13 protein-coding genes and 1 pseudogene are annotated in these 21,456 nt (G+C 70.6%); 5 read left to right on the forward strand and 9 right to left on the reverse strand.

From position 1 onward, the window contains the following. Window positions 1-42: 42 nt before the first annotated feature. Entirely contained in the window at window positions 43-1,446 is a 1,404-nt protein-coding gene (locus tag J2853_RS23155) for an MFS transporter (RefSeq protein WP_307561246.1), read from the reverse strand. Window positions 1,447-1,536: 90 nt separating this feature from the next. On the opposite strand from J2853_RS23155, the gene J2853_RS23160 reads away from it, so the two are divergent. Further along, complete coding sequence (locus J2853_RS23160) at window positions 1,537-2,157, forward strand: TetR/AcrR family transcriptional regulator (RefSeq protein ID WP_307561248.1); 621 nt, start codon at window positions 1,537-1,539, stop codon at window positions 2,155-2,157. A 65-nt stretch (window positions 2,158-2,222) separates the two neighbouring features. Here the strand turns inward: J2853_RS23160 and J2853_RS23165 are convergent, their stop codons facing one another. The 4 genes and pseudogenes from J2853_RS23165 to J2853_RS23180 form a co-directional block, all read right to left on the reverse strand. Further along, window positions 2,223-2,507, reverse strand: coding sequence for a DUF7737 domain-containing protein (locus J2853_RS23165; RefSeq protein WP_442480518.1), 285 nt, complete (start codon window positions 2,505-2,507; stop codon window positions 2,223-2,225). Then, window positions 2,440-4,335: a DUF4132 domain-containing protein gene (locus J2853_RS23170; RefSeq protein ID WP_307561251.1), complete on the reverse strand. Its 1,896-nt coding sequence runs from the start codon at window positions 4,333-4,335 to the stop codon at window positions 2,440-2,442. The genes J2853_RS23165 and J2853_RS23170 overlap by 68 nt, the downstream gene beginning before the upstream one ends. A 102-nt stretch (window positions 4,336-4,437) precedes the next feature. Continuing rightward, window positions 4,438-6,528 (reverse strand): NAD-dependent DNA ligase LigA, encoded by a 2,091-nt coding sequence (gene ligA, locus J2853_RS23175; RefSeq protein WP_307561253.1) that lies wholly within the window; start codon window positions 6,526-6,528, stop codon window positions 4,438-4,440. 126 nt (window positions 6,529-6,654) lie between these two features. Continuing rightward, window positions 6,655-7,275, reverse strand: a pseudogene (locus J2853_RS23180) (RNA-guided endonuclease InsQ/TnpB family protein); the annotation flags it as partial. A gap of 297 nt (window positions 7,276-7,572) precedes the next feature. Here J2853_RS23180 and J2853_RS23185 point away from each other — a divergent pair. The 4 genes from J2853_RS23185 to J2853_RS23200 are packed head-to-tail and all read left to right on the forward strand — an operon-like array spanning window position 7,573 to window position 12,199. After that, on the forward strand, window positions 7,573-8,979 hold the full coding sequence (locus J2853_RS23185) for an amino acid permease (protein ID WP_307561255.1): 1,407 nt from the start codon (window positions 7,573-7,575) through the stop codon (window positions 8,977-8,979). Beyond that, window positions 8,976-10,229: an arginine deiminase gene (locus J2853_RS23190; protein WP_307561257.1), complete on the forward strand. Its 1,254-nt coding sequence runs from the start codon at window positions 8,976-8,978 to the stop codon at window positions 10,227-10,229. Before J2853_RS23185 ends, J2853_RS23190 begins: the two co-directional genes overlap by 4 nt. 44 nt (window positions 10,230-10,273) lie before the next feature. Continuing rightward, the gene (argF, locus tag J2853_RS23195) at window positions 10,274-11,275 is read left to right on the forward strand and encodes an ornithine carbamoyltransferase (protein ID WP_307561259.1); all 1,002 of its coding nucleotides are present in this window, start codon (window positions 10,274-10,276) and stop codon (window positions 11,273-11,275) included. 3 nt (window positions 11,276-11,278) lie between these two features. Continuing rightward, a complete protein-coding gene (locus J2853_RS23200; RefSeq protein WP_307561261.1) occupies window positions 11,279-12,199 on the forward strand; it encodes a carbamate kinase in 921 nt (306 codons plus the stop codon). Between the two features lie 111 nt (window positions 12,200-12,310). Here J2853_RS23200 and J2853_RS23205 read toward each other — a convergent pair whose 3' ends face one another. The 4 genes from J2853_RS23205 to J2853_RS23220 form a co-directional block, all read right to left on the reverse strand. Then, window positions 12,311-13,822: an alpha/beta hydrolase gene (locus tag J2853_RS23205; RefSeq protein WP_307561263.1), complete on the reverse strand. Its 1,512-nt coding sequence runs from the start codon at window positions 13,820-13,822 to the stop codon at window positions 12,311-12,313. Between the two features lie 947 nt (window positions 13,823-14,769). Beyond that, window positions 14,770-17,901 carry a S8 family serine peptidase gene (locus J2853_RS23210; protein ID WP_307561265.1) on the reverse strand — a complete coding sequence of 1,044 codons (3,132 nt, stop codon included), beginning with the start codon at window positions 17,899-17,901 and terminating at the stop codon, window positions 14,770-14,772. Window positions 17,902-18,099: 198 nt separating this feature from the next. Further along, a complete protein-coding gene (locus J2853_RS23215) occupies window positions 18,100-21,000 on the reverse strand; it encodes an FAD-binding and (Fe-S)-binding domain-containing protein (protein WP_307561266.1) in 2,901 nt (966 codons plus the stop codon). 38 nt (window positions 21,001-21,038) lie between these two features. Then, window positions 21,039-21,437, reverse strand: a complete 399-nt coding sequence (locus J2853_RS23220) for an FmdB family zinc ribbon protein (RefSeq protein WP_307561268.1) — start codon at window positions 21,435-21,437, stop codon at window positions 21,039-21,041. Window positions 21,438-21,456 lie beyond the last annotated feature (19 nt).

Genomic DNA, 21,456 nt, shown 5'->3' on the forward strand with positions numbered 1-21,456 from the left:
CACGACGGACATCCCGGCCGGCGGTGAGGGTGTCAGAGCCGGCTACGTCTCATCAGCCCGCGCCGGCCGTCCGGGTGTCAGGAAAGCGGCCGCCACGGCCGCCGCGACCGCGGCGAGCGCGGCGAGGACGAAGCCGTTGGCGAACCCGGAGAGGGTGTCGGTGACGAGACTGGCCGCCGCGACGCTGGAGATGACCGCGGCTCCGACGGAGGCGCCGAACTCGTGGAATGTGCTGACGATGCCCGAGGCGATGCCCGCTTCGTGGGGAGCCACCTGACCGAGAGCGGTCGCCGAGGCCACGACGAATATCGCGCCGGTCCCGGCTCCCGCGATCGCCATGCCGGCCACCACGGTCGCGGGGTGCATCGACAGCGCGGGAACGGCCATGCCGATCGCGGCGGCGAGCAGCCCGGCCACGCCAAGCCGGCGCGGCCCCGCCTTGGCGATGGCCCGGCCGGTGAGGTTGGCCCCGAACATCGTCGCCACCGCGACCGGGAGGAACAGCAGCCCCGTCTGCAGCGCGCCGAAGCCCTGTGCGTGCTGGAAATAGAACGTGCCGAGGAAGAAAACCGCGATCATCAGAGCCGTTGCCATCAGGATGAGGAACGTACCCGTGGCCACCGGACGCCGTGCCAGCAGCGCGACGTCCATCAGAGGTGACCTCGCGGTCTTCTGCCTTGTCAAGAACGCCAGGTAGCCGATCCCGGCCGACAGGACGAGCCAGCCGGTCGTGGCGGTGAACCATCCGTGGTCTCCCGCACGGGTGATCGCATAGATCAGGGCGCCGGATGAAGCGGTGACCAGCAGGGCGCCGAGCACGTCGAGCCGGGGACGCGTCGCGACGGCACTCCGGTGCGGCAGCATCCGGGCGAGAGCGGCGATGATCACTAGCCCGATGGGCACGTTGACGTAGAACACCCATGACCAGCCCGGACCGGCGGTGAGCAGTCCTCCCAGAAGCACGCCGAGGGCCGCACCGCCCCCGCCGAGCGCGGACCAGACCCCCAGCGCCTTGTTCCGCTCGTCACCGTCGAACAGGCTCACCACCAGCGACAGGGCCGCCGGGGACAGCAGCGCCGCACCGATTCCCTGTGCGACGCGGCCGCCCAGCAGCATGTCGGCCGAGCCGGCGAGGCCGGTCACCAGTGACGCCGTCGTGAAGATCAGCAGACCGCCGAGCACCACCCGCCTGGCCCCGATCAGGTCGGCGATCCGCCCGCCCAGCAGCATCAGGCCGCCGAACGTCAACGTGTACGCGGTGACCGTCCATGTCACGGCCTGGCGGCTCAGGCTCAGGTCGGTCTCGATGTGCGGCAGCGCGATGGCCACGACGGTGACGTCGAGGATCAACATCAACTGGGCCACCCCGAGGAACCCCAGGATGCGCCATCGCAGCGGATGGGCCGAGTCACCGTGCGCGGACGGGTCGTGGATCCGTTGTGTCATCGAACGCCTCTCACCATAACTCGTACTTTGATATACGAGTTCCAGCGGTGAGAGTAACACGTACATTCCCGTACGACTTAAACTGGTGGCATGCCCACCACCGCCGGCCCACGTCGCCGGGCAGACGCCGAACGCAACATCGCCCGCATCGTCTCGGCGGCGCGCGAGAGCCTGAGCAGTGATCCGAACGCGAGCATCGACGACATCGCCAAGGCCGCCGGAGTAGGCCGGATGACGCTCTACGGCCACTTTCGCAACCGGGCGGAATTAGTCGAGGCCGCCCTGGTCGACGCGCTGCGCGCCGGCGAGGAGGCGCTCTCAGCCCTTGACCTCACCGGCGACGCGCGCGATGCCCTGACCCGGTTGCTCGACTCCAGCTGGTCCCTCGTGGCCGAATCCGCGGCGTTGCTGACGGCAGCCCAGGGAACTCTTCCCGCCGGGCGCATCCGTGAGCTGCACGCCGCTCCCGCTCAGCGTGTCGAAGAACTCATTCGCCGTGGCCAGGACGAAGGCGTGTTCCGCACCGACCTGCCGATCACCTGGCTGGTCAACGTCGTGCACTACGTCCTGCAGGGCGCCGCCGAAGAGAACCGGGTCGAGCGCCTGGAGACGGAGGAGGTCGCCCACGTCGTCATCGCGACGACGCAATCCATCCTGGCCGCCCCCGGCGCGTCCGACCGCTCGCGGTCGCGCCGGCGGGAGAAGCCATGACGTGGTCCGCCCGGCGACCTCGGGACAGACCGCACGCGACCGCGGAGGTTCCTTTCCCTCGTGGATCAGGCCCGGAGCTGGCGGGTGATGGAGGGGTCGGTGATGGCGGTGTCGTCGGCCAGCAGGAAGGCCTTGCTGAGGATGAGCGCCAGCCGGCCGTCCTCCTCGAACGGAAGGAACAGCCCGGCGTGAGGGTCGCGTCCGGAGACGATGCACAGGTAGGCGTCGTTGGGTTCCATCAGGATGTTCGCCGACCCCAGGTGGATCTTGTAGGTGCGTAGATCACCCCGAACCACCAGGAAACGATCGGTCAGGGTGCACCGGTCGGCGATGGCCGTACGCCCGATCAATCGGGACAGCGCGTCGTGCCGGACCTTGGCGCTCTCGGCCAGGGCGCCGAAGCCGTAGGACCGCCAGTAGTCCCCGTGGCCGCCCGGGTCCAGGCCGGTGGAGGTGACGCCGACGACCAGGTCGGCGTCTCGCAGCGCCTCCGACAGGATGAGCGGAGGAACATCGGCCAGCGGGACCGGCGAGCCGCCGGCGAGGAAACGGATGTCGTCGCTGACGCAGATGGAGACCGGACCGACGTTGTCCCGCTCGGCGGCCCCCTCGTCCAGGTGGAAGTCCCAGGTGACGGTCAGGCCGCCGGGCAGTTTTTTTGGCGGCGGTGCACTCGCCGGACCCTCCGGCCGCGTCCCAGTGGCCCAGTGTCATGCCGGTCCAGTGGCCCAGTGTCATGCCGGTCCAGCCGCGGTCGGTGAGCAGTGCCTTGGCCTGGCCGTACCGGAGCAGATGGTTGGAGAACCTGCGCGAGTGGTCGCGCGTCTCCTCCTCGGCGGGGGTGAGCAGGTAGACCTCGCGGAAGGCCTGCTTGTACGGCTGGCGCAGCTCCTTGCCCTGCACCACCTCCCGCCAGGCGCGCACCTCCTCCACGGACGCGCGGGCCGGATGCCACAGCCGCACCGGCACGTCCGGCACGCTCAGCCCCAGCTCGGCCCGCCACACCCCGGGCGAGACCTCGAACTCCCAGATCAGCCGGTCGGTGACCGGGTGACCCTCCAACCGCCGGTACGGCGGAGCCGTCTCACCGGCGCATCCGGCCTCCAGCGCCCTGACCAGGGTGGCCTGCTGCCGCGCGGTCTGCTTGGCCAGCTCGCGCAGCCGCTTGACCTCCTCGGGGTGCTCCCGCCTGACCGCCGCCGGGACCCCCTTCAGCTTCTTGTCCCTGTGCCACCACGACAGCTCGACCCCGCCGTCGGTGGAGATCACCGCCGTGTGCTCGCCGACGGCCTGGCGCAGCCGTCCGTCGGGGATCCGGAACGCCACCTCCAGCCGGTTGGCCAGGGCGGCCTCGATGCGCTTGAACATGCGGTCCAGATGTTTGGGCACCCCGGCATGCCGGACGGCCTGGCGGGCGGCGCGCAGCGCGGAGATCGCCTCGGGCGTCGGATGGCTCTCCACCTGGCGGGCGATCGAGAACAGCAGTGCCTGGGAGGGCAGGGACTTGGCCGGGGTGGGCGCCACCGCGATCCCGGGCAGCAGCCTGTCCAGCAGCTCGGGCAGCCAGGGCTCGTCCCGGAGAAGCGCCAGTTCCACGGCCCGGCTGAGGGTCCACCTCTCCCTTTCCTCGAACGCCTTCTCCGCCCGGTAGGGAATCTCGCCGGCGTGGATCGCCGCGACGCGGGCCGCGGCCGCCTCCAGCGCCGTCCTGGCGAAGTCCATACAGCCGGGCTGGACGCTGAGCCATTCGCTCATGCTGGGCAGCGGGGCGGCGTTGTCCGGCCGTTCCCGCCACGCCTCGACGAACAGTGCCCGCCGTTCCACGTCCCAGCCGAACCACATCTCCAGCTCGGCGACCGCGATCGGCCCGCGCCCCTCGGCGAGCCGGGCGCGCGCCTCGGCGTCCATGCCCGCCAGCCCCGCCGCCACCAGCAGCACGGAGAAGGACTCGTCAGGTCGTCTCTCGGCCCGCAGCAGGGATTCGACGAGCTCGCGGGCCGCCGCGGCCAGCCGTTGCTCGTCGACCACGTACTGCGCCGATATCGGGCTGCCGTCGCCGGCCCGGCCCCGCGCGCCCAGTCCGGTGCTGAGCTGGGAGACGTCGGGCCAGTACGTGGGGTCGTTCGCGGTCCCGGTGATCAGATCGAACAGGCGCTGCGCGAGGGGGGAGAGGTTCATGGCGACGGTTCCCGTCGGAGAGGTGGATCTGGCGGGTGACGGACGGATCGGCGACGGTGGCGTCGGCCAGGAGAAACACCTTGGACAGCACGATCGACGACATCAGACGAACGGGCCGACGAGGTCGGCGAACTCCTCCGGGCCGACGATCCGCACGCCCAGGCCCTCGGCCTTGGCCCGCTTGGAGCCCGCCTTCTCCCCCGCCACCAGCAGTGACGTCTTCGCCGAGACGCTGGAGGAGGATCTGCCTCCGGCGCGTTCGATCAGCTCGTTCATCTGGTTGCGGGTCAGCGCCTCCAACGCCCCGCTCATCGCACCGGTGACCACGACGGACATCCCGGCCAGCGGCAGCTCGGACACGCCGCTCACCGTGACGTCGGCACCGGCACCGGCCTCGGGGTCGGCGGGTGGCCTCCAGCCCGGCTCGGTCATGGTGACCCCGGCCTTGACCAGCTTGTCGATGAGGTCGGCGAGCTCGACCAGCTCCGCCACCACCCCCGGCGCCTTCTTCGGGCCGATGCCCTCCACCGCCTCGATCGCCTCGGCGTCGGCGGCGCGGATGGCGTCCATGCTGCCGAAGTGCTTGGCGATGCGGCGGCTCATGGAACGGCCGGTGCCGCGCACGCCCAGCGCGCAGAACACCCTGCTGAGCGGCTGCGCCTTGGCCCGCTCGATGGCGGCCAGCAGGTTGTCGGTGCTGGTCTCGCCCATCCGCTCCAGGTCCAGCACCTGCTCGCGGGTCAGGAAGAACAGGTCGGCGAAGTCGGCGATCAGCCCGGCGTCCAGCATCTGCTGGATGCGACTTTCGGCCAGGCCCTCGATGTCGAGCTGGTCGCGGCCGGCGGCGTAGCCGATGGAGGCGATCACCCGGCAGGCGCGCCCGCGCACGCACCGCCACCGCTCCTGTGAGGCGTCGATCGCGTCGCCGCACAACGGGCAGACCTGCGGGATCGGGATCGGCCGCTCGTCGCCGGTGCGCAGGTGCACCACCGGGGCCTCGACCCGGGGAATCACGTCGCCGGCCTTGTAGACGACCACGGAATCGCCGAGCATCAGGCCCCGGCGGGTGATGTCGGAGGCGTTGTGCAAGGTGGCGTAGGTGATGGTGCTGCCGTCGATCTCGACCGGCTCCAGCACGGCGCGTGGCGCGATGATGCCGCTGCGTCCGACGTTCCACTCGACATCGAGCAGTTTGGTGATCTTTTCGGTGGCGGGCAGCTTGTAGGCGATCGCCCAGCGGGGCGCGCGCGAGCTGAAGCCGGCCTGCGCCTGGTCGGCGGCGAGATCGCACTTGATCACGATGCCGTCGATGCCGAAGGCCAGATCGGCCCGCTTGGCGGCGATCTGCTCGATGCGCTCCTGCACCTGCTCCAGCGTCTCGGCGACGATCCCGGCCACCGGGGTGGCGGCGGTGGTCTGCACGCCCTGGGCGGCGACCCATGCCATGACCTCGCTGTGCGGCAACTCGCGCAGCCGTACGGCTAGCTCCGAGGCGTCATCGGGATTCGACAGCGCACCATAGCAAAAAAGTGTTAGCTCGCACACGTATGGCCTATCTTGTGCGCGCAGCGTGCCGGCGGCGGCGCTTCGCGGGTTGGCGAACGTGGTGCCGTCGTGTGCCTGGCGCTTGGCGCACGCGTCCTCGAACTGCGAGGTGGTCATCATCACCTCACCGCGCAACTCCACCGTGACCGGCTCGGCCAGCCGGGCGGGCAGTCCCACGATGGTGCCGATCGCGTGGCTCACGTCTTCACCCTTGGTGCCGTCGCCCCGGGTGACCAGCTGCGCCAGCCGCCCGCCACGGTAACGTGCGGCGATCGCGAGCCCGTCGAGCTTCGGCTCCACGCTCCACGCCGTCACCGGCCGGCCCAGCCTGCGCTCCAGCGACGCCGCCCAGTCGGCCAGTTTCTCCGCGCTGAAGACGTTGTCCAGGCTCAGCATCGGCACCGTGTGCGGCACGTCGCCGACCACCGCGCCACCGGCCACCTTGCCCGTCGGCGAGGACGGCAGAACCTCGTCGGGATGCTCGGCCTCGTACGCCTGAATGCCCCGGAGCAACCGGTCGTAGGAGTCGTCGTCAAGGGTGGACGTGCCGTCTCCGTAGTACGCCGCGGCGGCGTCCAGGGCGAGCTGAACGGCTTCGGCGTAGGCGCTCTGATCGGCGAAAAGGGTGCTGGGGGGTGCGTCGGTCATGATCCCATCATCGCGCCCGGCACCGACAATTTCCGGCCCGCGGAACGCGCCCCGGAGCTGGAACGTCCCTCCCCGGCGAAACCGTCGGCCAGGGCTGTCCAGACATGGCTGAAGCGCTCCCCACGGCTAAAGCCGGGGGATTCCAGCCAGCCCAGACGCCGCTGTCGCGGTGGTCTGCGCTGCTGTTGCTGAGCGGTTCGCCTTCCGGCCCACGCGGTTGCGTGGTTTGCGCGCCCCAGCCCGCACTCCCGGCCCGGACCGTGCGAACTCCGCCCTCCCGGCGGTGAGTACATTCTTGGCGGCGTTCACGTCGGCGTGTTCGCTGTGGCGGCAAGAGGTGCACCGAAAGACCGCTTGGCTCTCGCGGGACTTCCGATCCACCACCTTGCACACGTTGCACGTCTGACTCGTATACGCCGGGTTGACAGTGATCACCTGAGTGCCCGTATACCGGGCCTTACCACGGGTGGCCAGCTCGATCCGATACCAGCCCTTGTCCAAGATGGATCGGTTCAGTCCGGCCTTGGCGGCGGCCCCGTTCGGCAGGAACGCGCCCGGCCGCTCAGGATCTGGCTTCGGTTTGACACCAGTGGTCATGTTCTTGGTCTTGAGCGCCTCGAACACGACCATCTCAAAGCCCGTGGCCAGGGTATGAGCGGTCTTGGCGGCGAAGTCCTCCCGGCGTCTGCGCACCTTGCGCACCATGCCGGCGACCCGCCCGGCAGCTTTCTTGCGCCGGGCCGATCCCTTCGCGGTCCGGGCGAAATCGCTCGGTCACATTCCCTCGTCGCGTTCGGTCATAGGGGCGACGAACGCATTCCAGCCGGTCAGACGGGGGCACCGGCCGGATGCTCGCACGCCGGTCCGGCGAGAACGACCGGAACCCTCTCGGAGGAGAACAGATCATGGAAGCACGGCCGAAGAACCCCACGATGATCCTTCCCGGTACCTCAGCCGGCAAGGCCGTCCACCGGCCGACGGCGCGGAGCCGCCTCGACGGGAGAGGGCCACGGCTCCGGCGATCCACGCAGGAGGGGTGACCTCTTGAACCCCACCTCGGTTCGCGACGCGACCTCACACGCCGGCGGCGAACGGCCGCCGTCCCCGGCCGGCGACCGGCGCTTCGGCCTGCCGACCGCCTCGGCGCTGGTCGTCGGTTCGGTGATCGGCACCGGTGTGTTCGCCCTGCCGTCGGCGCTGGCCGGTTTCGGCCCCATCTCTCTCGTCGCGTTCGTCCTGGTCACGATCGGCGCCATCGCCCTGGCCGTGACGTTCCAGGCGCTCAACCGGCGGATTCCCGGCTCGGGCGGCCCGTACCTGTACGCGCGGGAGGCGTTCGGAGACTTCGCGGGCTTCATCAACGCCTGGAGTTACTGGATCACCGCGTGGGCCGGCAACGCCGCCATCGTGGTGGCCTGGGTCGGCTACGTGGAGGTGTTCTGGAACACCTCCCATACCAAGGGCTGGTCGATTCTCATCGCCCTGGCCGGGTTGTGGCTGCCCGCCGCGATCAACCTGGCGGGGCTGCGCAGCATCGCCGCGATCCAGATCCTGACCACCGTACTGAAGTTCATCCCGCTGCTGTTCATGGCCACCGTCGGCCTGCTGTTCGTCAAGTCCGCCAACTTCGGGGCGTTCAACGCCACCGGCGGCTCCGCGCTGGGAGCGATCAGCGCGGCTTCGGCGATCGCCCTGTTCTCCTACATCGGCATCGAAACCGCCTCGGTGGCCGCCGGGCGGGTGCGTGACCCGCAGCGCAACGTCGGACGCGCCACCGTGCTCGGCACGCTGGCCTGCGCCGTGGTCTACATCCTCGGCACCGTCACCGTGTTCGGCACCGTGTCCCACGGCGCGCTGCTGCACTCGACCGCGCCGTTCACCGATTCCGCCAACGCCATCTTCGGCGGCCGGTGGGCCGGTGACACCGTCGCCGTCGCCGCGATCGTCTCCGGGCTCGGCGCGCTCGTCGGATGGACGCTCATCGTCGGTGAGATGTCGCAGGCGGCGGCGCGCGACCGGTTGTTCCCCGCCCGGTTCGCCGTCGGCAACCGGCGTGAGGTTCCGGCCTTCGGGATCATCGTCGGCACCGTGCTGGCATCCGTGCTCACGGTCGTCAGTTACACCTCCTTCGCCAAGGTGTTCACCACGGTGGTGCTGCTGTCGGTGCTGACGGCCGTCATCCCGTACCTGTTCTCCGCCGCGGCGCAGATGTACTGGCTGCTGACCGAGGGGCGGCGGATCCACGCGGGCCATCTGGTCCGCGACCTCGTGGTGGCGATCACCGCGCTGCTGTTCGGCTTCTGGGCCCTCGCCGGCAGCGGATACCAGGCCGCCTACTACGGGTTGTTCTGCCTGCTGCTCGGTGTGCCCGTCTACGTCTGGCTCAAAGTCGGGCGCCGCGAATACGGCGAGACCCCGGTGGGCCCCCTCTCGAAAGGAACGCTCGGATGACGCTCGACCTCAAACCCGGCAGCGGTCTCGCCCTCGGTGTGGACTCCGAGATCGGCGCCCTCTGCGAGGTGATCGTGCACCGGCCCGGTCTCGAACTCGACAGGCTCACCCCCGGCAACATCTCCGGGCTGCTCTTCGACGACGTGCTGTGGGGCAGCCGGGCCCGCAACGAGCACGACGCGTTCGTCGAGGCGCTGCGCGAGCACGACGTCACCGTGCATCTGTTCGGCGACCTGCTCGCCGAGGCGCTGTCCACCCCGGACGGCCGCGCGTTCGCACTCGACCGGATCTGCACCGCCGAGCGGTTCGGCGCCGCTCTCGCCCGGGAGATCCGCGCGCTGTTCGACGACAGCGAATCGGCCGCGCTGGCCGGGTATCTCATCGGCGGTCTCACCAAGTCCGACCTGTCCCCGATCAGCCGCCCCAGCCTGGCCTGGCAGTCTCTGGACGTCGACGACTTCGTCCTCGCCCCGCTGCCCAACACGCTGTTCCAACGTGACAACGCCGCCTGGATCGGCACCGGGGTCACCGTCAACCCGATGGCCAAGGCCGCCCGGCGACGCGAGTCCGTCAACACCCGCACCGTGTACCGCTACCACCCGTTGTTCCGCGACACCGACTTCACGGTCTACTACGGCGACGACGACGCCGACCACGCTCCGGCGACCCTCGAGGGCGGCGACATCCACGTCATCGCGCCTGGGGTGGTCATGGTCGGCATGGGCGAGCGCAGCACCCCGATGGGGGTGGAACTCCTCGCCCGCCGGCTGTTCGCCACCCGCCAGGCTCACCTCGTGCTGGGAATCGAACTGCCCAGGGCCCGCTCGGCGATGCACCTGGACACGCTGCTCACCATGGTGGACCTCGACACCTTCGTCGCCTACCCCTACCTCGCCTGGGATCAGGTCCGCTGCTGGCGTCTGACACCGGGTGACGATCCCGAGAGCCTCGACGTGCAGCAGAGCCGGGGCCTGGTCCCCGCTCTCACCGAAGCGCTCGACAGCGACTCGATCCGGCTGCTGACGGCGGACGAGGACAGCTACACCGCTCAGCGGGAGCAGTGGAACGACGCGAACAACTACCTGGCCGTCGCACCCGGCGTGGTCATGGGCTACGACCGCAACGTCGCCACCAACACCATGCTCCGCCGGCACGGCATCGACGTCATCACCCTCGCCGGCGGCGAACTCGGCCGCGGCCGCGGCGGGGCGCGCTGTATGAGCTGCCCGATAAGCCGCCACCCGCTGTGACCCTCTTCGACCCGCCACGACCCGCTGTCACCAAGGAGACCACCATGACGTCGCAACGCCATCCCGGCTCGCTGCTTCAGGACCTCGACCTGGACAGATCACAATTCCTCGACCTGGTCACGCTGGCCGGACAGCTCAAGGAGGACAAGGCCCGGGGTACGGAGACCCCGCGGCTGGGCGGCGCCGGCATCGCCCTCGTCTTCGAGAAGAACTCCACCCGCACCCGCTGCGCGTTCGAGGTCGCCGCCCATGACCAGGGCGCGCATGTCACCTACCTCGGGCCCGACGGCTCGCACATCGGCCGCGACGAGTCCATCGCCGACACCGCACGCGTCCTGGGCCGGATGTACGACGGGATCGCGTTCCGCGGGTACTCCCAGGCCACGGTGGAAACCCTCGCCGAGCACGCGGGCGTACCGGTCTGGAACGCGTTGACCGACGCCTGGCACCCGACCCAGGCACTCGCCGACGTCCTCACCATGACCCAGCACCACGGCGGCGACGTCAAGGACATCGCCTTCTGCTTCACCGGCGACGGCCGCAACAACGTCGCCCGGTCCCTCCTGGTCACCGGCGCCCTCCTCGGCATGGACGTGCGCGTCGCGGCCCCCGCCGACCGCCGCCCGCCCCAGGAGGTCGTCACCGCGGCGGAGAACGCCGCACGGTCCAGCGGCGCCCGCGTCATGGTCACCGACGACGTCGACGCCGCCGTCCGCGGCGCCGACTTCGTCTACACCGACGTGTGGGTCAGCATAGGTGAACCGGAGGAGACGTGGGCCACCCGGATACAGTCCCTGCTGCCCTACCGCGTCACCGAACGGCTCCTGGACGCCGCCGGACGTCCCGGCGTCCGCTTCATGCACTGCCTGCCGTCGATCCACAACCGGGACACCGCCGTCGGCGACCGGCTGTACGACCGGTTCGGCCTGGACTGCGCGGAGGTGACCGAGGAGGTCTTCGAGTCCAAGCGGTCGATCGTGTTCGACCAGGCCGAGAACCGCCTGCACACCATCAAGGCGCTGCTCGTCCGGACGCTGGCGGGCTGAGCCGTGCTCATCGTCGTAGCCCTCGGCGGGAACGCGCTGCTGGAACGCGGCGAACGGCCCGACGCCGCCGTCCAGCGGCGGCATCTGCGCCGCGCCGCGCAGGCGCTCGCCCCGCTGGCCGCCGGCCACCAGCTGATCCTCTGCCACGGCAACGGGCCCCAGATCGGCGTACTCGCCGAGGAGAGCGAAGCCGACCCGTCGCTGAGCAGGCCCTATCCACTGGACGTCCTCGGTGCGCAGACCCAGGGGATGATCGGGTACTGGCTGGTACAGGAGCTCCGCAACGTCGGGGTCGGCGCGATCGCACTGGTCAGCCAGACCGTCGTGGACGCCGCCGACCCCGCCTTCGCCAGGCCGACCAAGTTCATCGGCCCCGGCTACGACCACCGCCGGGCCGCCGAACTCGCCGATCTGCACGGATGGAGCGTCGCCCAGGACGGCACCGCCTGGCGGCGGGTCGTGGCGTCGCCCCGGCCGCTGCGGCTGGTGGAGATCGACACCGTACGCGCGCTGGCCCGTGGCGGAACCGTCGTCGTCTGCGGGGGCGGAGGCGGCGTGCCGGTGGTCGAAACCGCCACGGGCGAGCTGGCCGGCGTGGACGCGGTCGTCGACAAGGACCTCACCGCGGCCGACCTCGCCCTGCGGCTCGGCGCCTCAAGCCTGCTGGTCCTCACCGACGTGCCCGCGGTGATGAGCGGCTACGGCACCCCGGCGGCCGCCCCGATCCGGGAGATCGACGTGGACACCCTGTCGGGCATGCGATTCCCGGCCGGATCGATGGGGCCCAAGATCGAAGCCTGTATCCGGTTCGTCCGGGCCTCCGGGCGGCCGTCCGCGATCGGCGCGCTGGCCGACGCCTCCGAGGTCCTCGCCGGACGGCGCGGCACCACCGTCACCCCGGTGCCGGCCGGGACCGCTCCATGATCTCGGCGTCCCGCCGCCGTCCGGGGTGACCCGACCGGAGCGGAGCCCGTCAGAGCGGCCGGCCCTCCGCACAGCGGAGAGCCGGCTCACGCCGGACCGGGTGGCCCCGGATCAGGTCTTGGGGCAGCTGACGTCGGCCTTCGGGGCCGTACGGGAGATCAGGTAGCGATCGACCAACTGGTCGACGCATGAGGAACCCATCCGGTAGGCCGTGTGGCCGTCGCCGTCGTAGCTGATCAGCACGCCCGAGGACAGCTGGGACGCCAGGGCCTGGGCCCATTTGTACGGGGTGGCGGGGTCACGCGTGGTGCCCACGACCACGATGGGAGGCGCGCCTTCCGCGTGAAGCGGCTGGTCGGTGGCCGTGCTCTTGACCGGCCAGTAGGCGCACGTCGGGGGGCCTCCCGCGACGTAGGGGCCGAAGTGCGGGGCCCCGGCCATCGCCTTGCGGGCCTCCTCCTCGTAACTCGAAACCGTGTGCGGGTAGGAGTGATCGATGCAGTTGACGGCGATGTTGGCGTCGGTCTCGTTGCTGAAGGTGCCGTTGGGGTACCGCTCGTTGTACATGTCGGCTATGCGCAGAAGGCCGGTGCCGTTGCCCTTGAAGGCCGAGGCGAGGGCCCGGCGCAGGCCGGGCCAGGCCGTGCGGTCGTAGAGGGGGGCCAGGACGCCGGTCACGGCCATGGACTCGTTGATCTTCCGGTTGTCGAGGTTGTTGCGCAGCGGAGTCTTGTCGGCCCGATGGAACAGGTCGGTGAGCCGGGTGAACGCCGCGTCCGTCTGATGATCGGCGAACGGGCAGTTCTTGGCCTGGAAGCAGTTACCGAGGAAGGACTTGAAGGCCACTTCGAAGCTGCGCGCCTGGGCCCCGTTCAGCTGGCTCAGGGACAGCGTGGGGTCGATGGCTCCGTCGAGGACCAGGGCGCGCACCTTCGTGGGGAACAGGTTCGCGTACACGGCGCCCAGGTAGGTGCCGTACGACTTGCCCAGGTAGGTCAGCCCGGAGTCCCCGAGGGCCGCCCTCAGCACGTCCATGTCACGGGCGGCGTCGGCCGTACCGACGTGGGGAAGAAGTTTCGCCGACCTGGCCTCGCATCCCGAGGCGAACTTCCGCGCCTCCTGATCCAGGGCCTTGGTCTCGGCGGGTGTGTCCGGCGTCGCGTCCAGGCTGAGGTACTGGTCGAGTTGCGGGCCCGTGAGGCAGTGCACGGGATCCGAGGCGCCCACGCCTCGCGGATCGAAGCCGACGACGTCGAACCGCGAGCGGATCTCCGGCGAGAGGACGGACGTGGCCGCTCTGGCGTAGTCGATGCCGGAGCCGCCGGGACCGCCGGGGTTGATGACGATCGAACCGATCCGCTTGCCGTGCGTCGGGAGGCGGATCACGCTGATCTTTATCTGCTCCCCGGCCGGTTGGGCGTAGTCGAGCGGCACCGTCAGCTTCGCGCACTGGAAGCCGTCCCGGCAGCCGGACCAGTCCAGCCGCTGGTTGTAGTACGTCTGGAGAGAAGCCGCGGGTGCGGGGGTCGGAGATTCCTGGGCCGGCTGTCGTCCGGGGGCGGCGAAGCCCGTCACGAGTGAACCCATGACGAGAGCCGTGATGATCAAGTGAGCGCGTCCCATGTTCCGTCCTTCGCTCTGAGTGGTTGGAGGATTCGACTGGTTTCATGTGTTCGGCGGCAGCCGCCATTACGTGCGATTCCTTGGAGACCGCCTGGGAAATGTGGCGCGCCCGCGAATGAGACGGCCTCGCGGAGCGCGGGCATCGGTCACTTCGTCTCATCACGTAAAGGATTCGCGGCGCGCGGCCGTACGCGACCGCGGGCGCGGGATGCGATGGAATGCCTCTGGAGGATGGGCAGCGATCCTCGGGTCATTCTCGGCCGAAGCAGGGCCGACGCCGGGACGGCAGGTGATGCCTCTTGTTGTCCCGGCGACTCGAATGCGCTTTTTCGATATGGATAAGCGACGCGATAGGGCCGGCCGTGGCGATGAAACCCGGCGACCGTTGATCGTCACTTGATTGTCCGAGGAGCCTGGAGGGTTCTGCTCCGGCGTGGATTTCGATGTTCTTCGATGTTCACGGAAAGCCGTGTTCACGGAAAGCCGTGTCGCCGCTTTTCCGGCAATCGCATGCTACCGGCCCTCCGGCGGTGTCACCCGCCGCGTTCGGGAGATCTCTTGGCCGCGGCCGCCGTCATTTCGGGTGCCCGCCGAAAGCGAGGAGATGTCCGGCGTCGCCGTCTCCCGGCGAGAACGGGGTTTCTCACTCGCCGACGGCATTCATCGGGCCGGCGCGAACGGCGGAGGGCCCATCACTGGAGAATAAGGATAGATGTAAGGCTTTTGACCTATTTTTTGCGCTCCTGCCGATACGGACCGGTGGCCGCCGATTCAAAAATCGTGGCCGCGTGTGTCAGAAGTCTTCGGCCGCACCCGTCCATGAGACGTCACGGCCCGGCCCCGCACGCGCGAACGCCCGCCCCCGGGAATCCGGGGACGGGCGCCTGTGCGTGCCGGCTCATCTGCGGCCGGCGACCCGCAGGATCACTCCTGCACGGCCTGAGAGGTTACGGCTTCACGCTGGGCAGCCTGCCGAAGCCGATCTGCTCGGCCTCCCCGTCGCCGCTCCGGTTGTCCAGGCTGACCACGAGCCAGCCCTTCGCCGGCGTGGCCGCGAGCCTCGCCTGGTCGACGGTGAGCTGGACGGTGGACGAGGCGCCGGGCGCGAGCGGCACGTAGGCCCCCGTCGAGATCGCCGGAGCGAAGGCGTCGAACGCCGCCGCCTCGGTGTCGTCGACCAGGCCCTCGGGAATCTGCGAGATGCCGCTCACCGAGTAGCTGAAGCGGGAGGCGCCCTCGGTCAGGCCCACCTCGGAGGCGAGGACCGGCATCAGCAGCGTGCCGCTGTTCATCGGAGCCGTGGCGACCCAGGCGTTCACCATGGAGCCGTCGGCCTTGAAGACGAACGTGGCGAACCTGCCGTCGGGGTCACCCGCGTTGACCAGACCGTAGTCCGCGCCGACCACGATGTAGTCGAGCGCCCCGTCGCCGTTGGTGTCGATCGGGATGTCGAACTCGTTGGCCGCCGCGTTGGACCACTGGCCCGAGGTGTTGACCGCGAAGATCAGCGAGCGGTCGGTGGCGGCGCCGCCGAGCACCGATCCGGGGAGCGACTGCACCCCGACCGCGCGGATGTCCATCGAGTCCTCGGCGCCCTTGACGTCGTCGGCGTCGGTGATGCCCAGGGCGTAGACGTCCGCGGCACCGGCGTGCTTGCCGTCGTTGTGAACCTTGATGGAGGTCGCGAGCCCGCCGTTGGCCGAGGTGTACTTGCCCGGCTGGGAGGCGCGCACCTGGGACTGGGCGTCCGGGACGAGCAGGAACGCGGTCCGCAGCGGGTAGACGCCCTCGGCGGCCTTCTTCGGCGTGGCGGTGACCGCGCCCTGGATGTGGACGACCGTGCCGAAGTTGGAGGTCTCGGCGGAAGGCAGCGCGGCCACGGCCTGTGCGCTGAGCGACAGCGTGACCCGCACCGTGCGGCTGCTCTCCGGGCCGACGGTCACGGACGAGGGAGAGACCGCGACCTGTGCGCCGTAGGACTCGCCGTTGAACGCGGCGGCCAGGTTGTAGGTGACCGAGGTCCTGCCGGTGTTGCGGATGGTGAGGTCTTCACTCTCCTTGAACGCACCGGCCATCTTCTTCAGGCCGAAGGACAGGTTGCCCCCGTCCTGCCTGGTCTCGGCCATCACGGAGGCGCCGACGGCCTGCCGGGTGGCGACAACGCCGGATCCGGCGACCCTGGCGGTGTAGCCCACGATCTTGGAGGTGGCGTCGGCGGTGCTGACGATCGCGGCCTTGATCATGCCGGGCTTCCAGCGCGGGTGGGCCTCCTTCACGAGCGCGGCCACACCGGCGACCATCGGAGAGGCCATCGAGGTGCCCGAGATCGTCGCGGGGCCCGAGCCGGTGCCGACACCGGTCGAGACGACGGCGACACCGGGCGCGGTGACGTCCGGCTTCAGCGAGCTGCCGACGTTGCCGGGGCCGCCCGAGGAGAAGGAGGCGAGCTGGGCGTAGCCGGGGTTGGGGAGGGTCAGCGCCGGCAGCGTGGTGCTCTTGCCGTCCAGCGAGGAGGCCGCCGCGGCGTCGGTGCTCCGGATGCCCAGGAACGGAATGGTGACCGTGTACGCCTCACCGGTGTCCGGGTCGGAGGTGATCGGTCCTTCCAGCGAGGGGAAGGCCGCGTCGGTGTTGATCATCGCGACCGCGGCGGCGCCGGCCTGCTGGCCGAGGATGACCCGCTTGACCCGGGCGCAGGTGCCACGCAACGTGATCACGAGCTTGCCGGCGACGCCACCGGGGTAGGCGGCGAAGTCGGCCGGGTCACAGCCCAGCGACACCGGTCCCGACGGGTAGCTGGTGCGGAGCACCGCGATCGGCAGCGCCGCGGAGGGCAGGGGCGCCTCGTTGGAGTTCTGCGCGACGATCTCGGCGCCGTCCACCGAGATCTTCGTGGCGGGCAGCTCGGCGCGCGCGACGTCGATGGCCGCCACCGAGATGGCGGTCGGGGCGACGGCGGGGGCGCCGGTGATGTAGGCGTTCGGCCCCGAGTTGCCGGCCGAGGCGACGAGGGTCACGCCCGCCCGGGTCAGCGTCCGCACGGCCTGCGCGGAGGGCTCGTCGACGCGGCCGAAAGGCGAGCCGAGCGACATGTTGACGACGTTGGCGCCGTCCTTGAGCGCCCGCTCCATGGCCGAGACGATGACTTCCTCGCTCGCCGAGCCCGCACAGCCGAAGACGCGGTAGGCCATCAGCGAGGCCTTCGGCGCCACGCCGGGCCCGATCTTGAAGGTCTTGGTGTGCGTGGTGGCGTTGTACGGGCCGGCGTAGGTCTTACCGGCGGCGTCGACTCCGAAGCCGGCCGTGCTGCCCGCCACGTGGGAGCCGTGGCCGTTGCAGTCGAGCGGGTCGGGGTCGGGCTTGGGCATCGAGGTCGGGTCGGAGCCGTCGTAGTCGTCGCCCACGAAGTCGTAGCCGCCGACGACCTTGGCGGTCGGGAAGGTGCCCGGCTCGATCACGGCTCCGTCGTTGTTCTCGAAGTCCGCCTGGTTGCCCGAGCCACCGAAGTTGGAGTGGGTGTAGTCGATCCCGGTGTCGATGATCGCGACCTTGACGCCGGTGCCGGTCTTGCCGAGGTCCTGCCAGGCCTGCGGGGCCCCGATGTAGGGGACGCCCGCCGTGTTGTCACGGCTGAACGTGCGCGTGGGGTGCACGGAGACGACCCCGGGAGCCTGCTGGAGCGCGGGCAGGCTGCGCACCGGAATCGTGGCGGCGATTCCGTTGAAGCTGTCGGTGTAGGTGGCGAGGACCTTTCCGCCCTCGGTCTCCACCTTCTGCTCGACGCTCTCGTGCTCCTGCTTGAGCGCGGAGCGCAGGGAGGGCTTGTCGACGGTCTTGCCGGCCTCCTCGGCGTCGGCCGTGGCGTCGCCGACCGGCGTGCCCTCGACCTGGATGAGGACCTTGAGCTGACGAGCGGGATCCAGGACGGCGGGCTTGAAGTTCGTGTAGTTGAACGCGCCTTCCAGATGCTCGAAGCCGAATGGCCGGATGGAATCTGCGGATGCCGAAGACGGGATCACCGTCAGCGGAACGGCGATACTCGCGGACGCGAGCACTGCAAGCAGCAGACGCCTATTCACTGATCACCTCGTGGGGGGATGGTGGAACATACATGCATCAGAAGCGTGACTCTGTAACATAAGGCATCAAGTGCCTCTTTGGTAACAGATGCGGAACAACATCCGTCAACTAGGGAGTTAGGGAGCCTTATCGGCGATCCCGGGCTCTTTTCACACGCTCTCGGACGGCGACGGCCCGCCCTGCCGGTTCGCGGCGACCTACCCGGTCACATCCGGGTCGTCGGGACGACCGGCCAGCAGCTCGGCGAGGTGATGGGCCCTGGCACCGGCGAGCTGGTCGAGCTGGGTGCGGCAGGAGAAACCGTCGGCGAGCAGGATCGTGTCCTTTCCCGCCCGCCGTACGGCCGGCAGGAGCTGGGTCTCCGCGACCGCGACCGACACCTCGTAGTGCCCCCGCTCGACGCCGAAGTTGCCGGCCAGGCCGCAGCAGCCGCCGACCGACGTCACCGAGGCGCCCGCGCGGGCGAGCAGTTCCCTGTCGGTGTCCCACCCCATGACCGCGTGATGGTGGCAGTGCGGCTGGGCCAGCACCTCCACGCCGCCGAGGTCGGGAGGCGTCCAGCCCGGCAGGCCGGTCAGGAACTCGGCGAGGGTCCGGACCGACGCGGCGACGAGCTTCGCGGCGCGATCGTCGCCGCCGAGCAGCTCGACGGCGTCGGAGCGGAGTACCGCCGTGCACGAGGGCTCCAGCGCGACGATCGGCGTTCCCTCCTCCGCGTACCCGGCCAGGGCGTCCACGGTCCGCCGTAGCCTGCGTCGCGCGGTGTCGAGTTGCCCGGTGGAGATCCAGGTGAGCCCGCAGCACAGGGAGGCGCGCGGGACGGCCACTTCGACGCCGGCACGGTTCAGCACCCGCACGGCGGCCAGCGCGACCTCGGGCGAGAAGCAGTCGGTGAAGGTGTCCACCCAGAGCAGCACCCTCGGAGCCGTCCCCGCGACCGTGGTCGTGCCGGTGCCGGTGCCGGTGCCCGTGGCCGTCGCGCGTTCCGGGCGGCGCCGGCGGAAGGGCCGCTCGGCGAACGAGGGCAGCGAGCGCCGGTGGTCGATCCCGCCCAGCCGCTTGGCGAGTGCGGCGACGAACGGCGCCCGCAGCATCGCGTTGACCGCCCGCGGAGCCAGTCCGGCCAGCCGCGCCCAGCGCGGAAGCCGGCCCAGCGTGTAGTGCGAGGCCGGGCGCGGGCGGCGGCGGTAGGTCTGGTGGAGCACCTCGGCCTTGTAGGTGGCCATGTCGACACCGGTGGGACAGTCCGACCGGCATCCCTTGCAGGACAGGCAGAGGTCGAGCACCTCACGCACCTCGGGCGCCCGCAGACCGCCGGGCAGCGCGCCGTTCACCGCCTCCTGGAGCACTCTCGCCCGGCCCCGCGTAGAGTCCTTCTCGTCGCGGGTGGCCAGGTAGGAAGGGCACATGACGCCGCTGTCCGCGACATCGGACCGGCACCGGGCGACCCCGGTGCACCGGTGCACCGCGGCGGTGAGGTCGCCGCCGTCCTCGGGATAGGAGAAGGCCGTTCCCCTGACGGGAGGGGGCGGCGGCTGGAGCCTGAGGTCGGCGTCGATCGCGGCGGGCCGTACGATCACGCCGGGGTTGAGCACGCCGTCCGGGTCGAACACGGCCTTGGCCGCGGCGAAGGCCGACAGCGCGGCCGGGGAGTACATCAGCGGCAACAGCTCACCGCGCGCCCTGCCGTCACCGTGCTCCCCGGACATCGAGCCCCCGTACGACGCGACCAGGCGGGCGGCGTCGAAGACGAAGCCTCGGAACGCCTTCGCCCCGTCGGGGCGGTCGAGGGGGAAGTCGATGCGCACGTGCAGGCAGCCGTCCCCGAAGTGGCCGTACGGCACGCCGGTCAGCCCGTGACCGGTCATGAGCGCGTCGAACTCCCGCAGGTAGGCGCCGAGACGCTCGGGAGGGACGGCCGCGTCCTCCCAGCCCGCGTGGGCGGGGGCGCCCGCCGCCGAACGCGCCGACAGCCCCGCGCCGTCCTCCCTGATCCGCCAGACGGCGGCCGCGTGGGCCGGGTTGGTGACCACGAGACTGTCGTCGGCGCCCGAGTCCGCCACCAGCGCGACCGCCGCCGCTCTCAGCTCGGCCTCCGACTCGCCGCCGAGCTCGACCATGAGCCAGCCGGCGCCCGCCGGAAGCGGCGGTACGCTCCCGGCTCCGCGCCGGGTCCGCACCACGTCGACGATGCGCGCGTCGATGCCCTCGATCGCGACGGGCCGATGCGGCAGCAGGGCGGGTACGGCGTCCGCCGCCGTGGCCATGTCCCGGTAGCCGAGCACGACCAGCACGGTGCGCGCGGGCGCCTCGACCAGAAGGACCTCGGCTTCGAGCACCACGCCCCACGTGCCCTCGGTGCCGACCATGGCCTTGGCCACGTCGAACCCGCGCTCGGGCAGCAGGTGTTCCAGGGAGTATCCGGAGATCTGGCGCCGGAACCGGCCCAGCTCGGTGCGGATCACCGCGAGGTTGTCGCGAACCACCCGCTGGAGCGCGACGAGCGTCGGCGAGCCGTCCACCCCGCGCCCGGCGGGGAACCCGCTCACGCCATGCCCGGCGGAGAACCCCTCGGCTCCGTGCCCGGCGGGGAACCCGCTCGCATCGCGCCCGACGGAGAGCCGCTCCCCGCCTCCGGTGAGCACGTCGAGCGCCAGGACGTTGTCCGCGGTGCGGCCGTAGGCGAGCGCGCGGGATCCGCAGGCGTTGTTGCCGATCATCCCGCCGATCGTGCACCTGCTGTGCGTGGAGGGATCGGGGCCGAAGCGCAGGCCGTACGGCGCGGCCCGGCGCTGCAGCGTGTCGAGCACGATCCCGGGTTCGACGATCGCGGTGCGCGCCTCCCGGTCGAGTGACTTCAGCCGCCCCATGTGGCGGCTGAGGTCCAGGAGAACCCCGGGCCCGACCGCGTTGCCCGCGATGGAGGTCCCCGCGCCCCGGGCGGTCAGCGGCACCCCTTCGGCGCGGCAGAGCGCGAGGGCGGCGGCGATCTCCTCCGCGTCGCGGGGGAAGACCACCGCCGCGGGAGGCACCCGGTACAGAGAGGCGTCGGAGGAGTACTCCGCCCGGCTTCTCGACGAGGCGTCGACGTCGCGCACGCCGGCCCGGCGCAGCGCCGCGGCCAGTTCTGACGGATTCAGGACGTCACTCCCTCTCCCCCGCCGGCCGAGCCGCCGTCCGTCCCTCCACGCGACTCGCCCGCGCGCAGTGGCGCGTGCTCGTAACGGCCCTCGTGCGCGATGATCGGCCTCCGGTCTCCCGCCAGCTCGGGGTGCCGTTCCTCCAGATCGCGGCGGGCGTCGGCGGTCCGCCGCAGCTCGGCGACGTACTCCTGGTCGGCGCCGTAGGTGCCCCGCCAGGTCTGCGGCATCATCTCGGCGGACGGCGGAGTGACAGCCCTGCCCGCCGTCGCGAACCTGCTGGGGATCTTGCCGGTGGCCGCGCCGCACTCGGGACAGTCCGGCAGGGGGGCGGTGAAGGACTGGATGATCTCGAAGCGATGTCCCTCGCGGCAGCGCAGCTCGTAGATGGCCATGTTCTCGCCTCCCCCGCGT

Origin of the sequence: Streptosporangium lutulentum (assembly GCF_030811455.1) — a bacterium.
Classification (GTDB): Bacteria; Actinomycetota; Actinomycetes; order Streptosporangiales; family Streptosporangiaceae; genus Streptosporangium; species Streptosporangium lutulentum.

Coding starts and splice junctions, on each gene's coding strand:
- J2853_RS23155 (WP_307561246.1), bottom strand. CDS start 1,446: ATGACACAACGGATCCACGACCCGTCCGCGCACGGTGACTCGGCCCAT.
- J2853_RS23160 (WP_307561248.1), top strand. CDS start 1,537: ATGCCCACCACCGCCGGCCCACGTCGCCGGGCAGACGCCGAACGCAAC.
- J2853_RS23170 (WP_307561251.1), bottom strand. CDS start 4,335: ATGAACCTCTCCCCCCTCGCGCAGCGCCTGTTCGATCTGATCACCGGG.
- ligA (WP_307561253.1), bottom strand. CDS start 6,528: ATGACCGACGCACCCCCCAGCACCCTTTTCGCCGATCAGAGCGCCTAC.
- J2853_RS23190 (WP_307561257.1), top strand. CDS start 8,976: ATGACGCTCGACCTCAAACCCGGCAGCGGTCTCGCCCTCGGTGTGGAC.
- argF (WP_307561259.1), top strand. CDS start 10,274: ATGACGTCGCAACGCCATCCCGGCTCGCTGCTTCAGGACCTCGACCTG.
- J2853_RS23205 (WP_307561263.1), bottom strand. CDS start 13,822: ATGGGACGCGCTCACTTGATCATCACGGCTCTCGTCATGGGTTCACTC.
- J2853_RS23220 (WP_307561268.1), bottom strand. CDS start 21,437: ATGGCCATCTACGAGCTGCGCTGCCGCGAGGGACATCGCTTCGAGATC.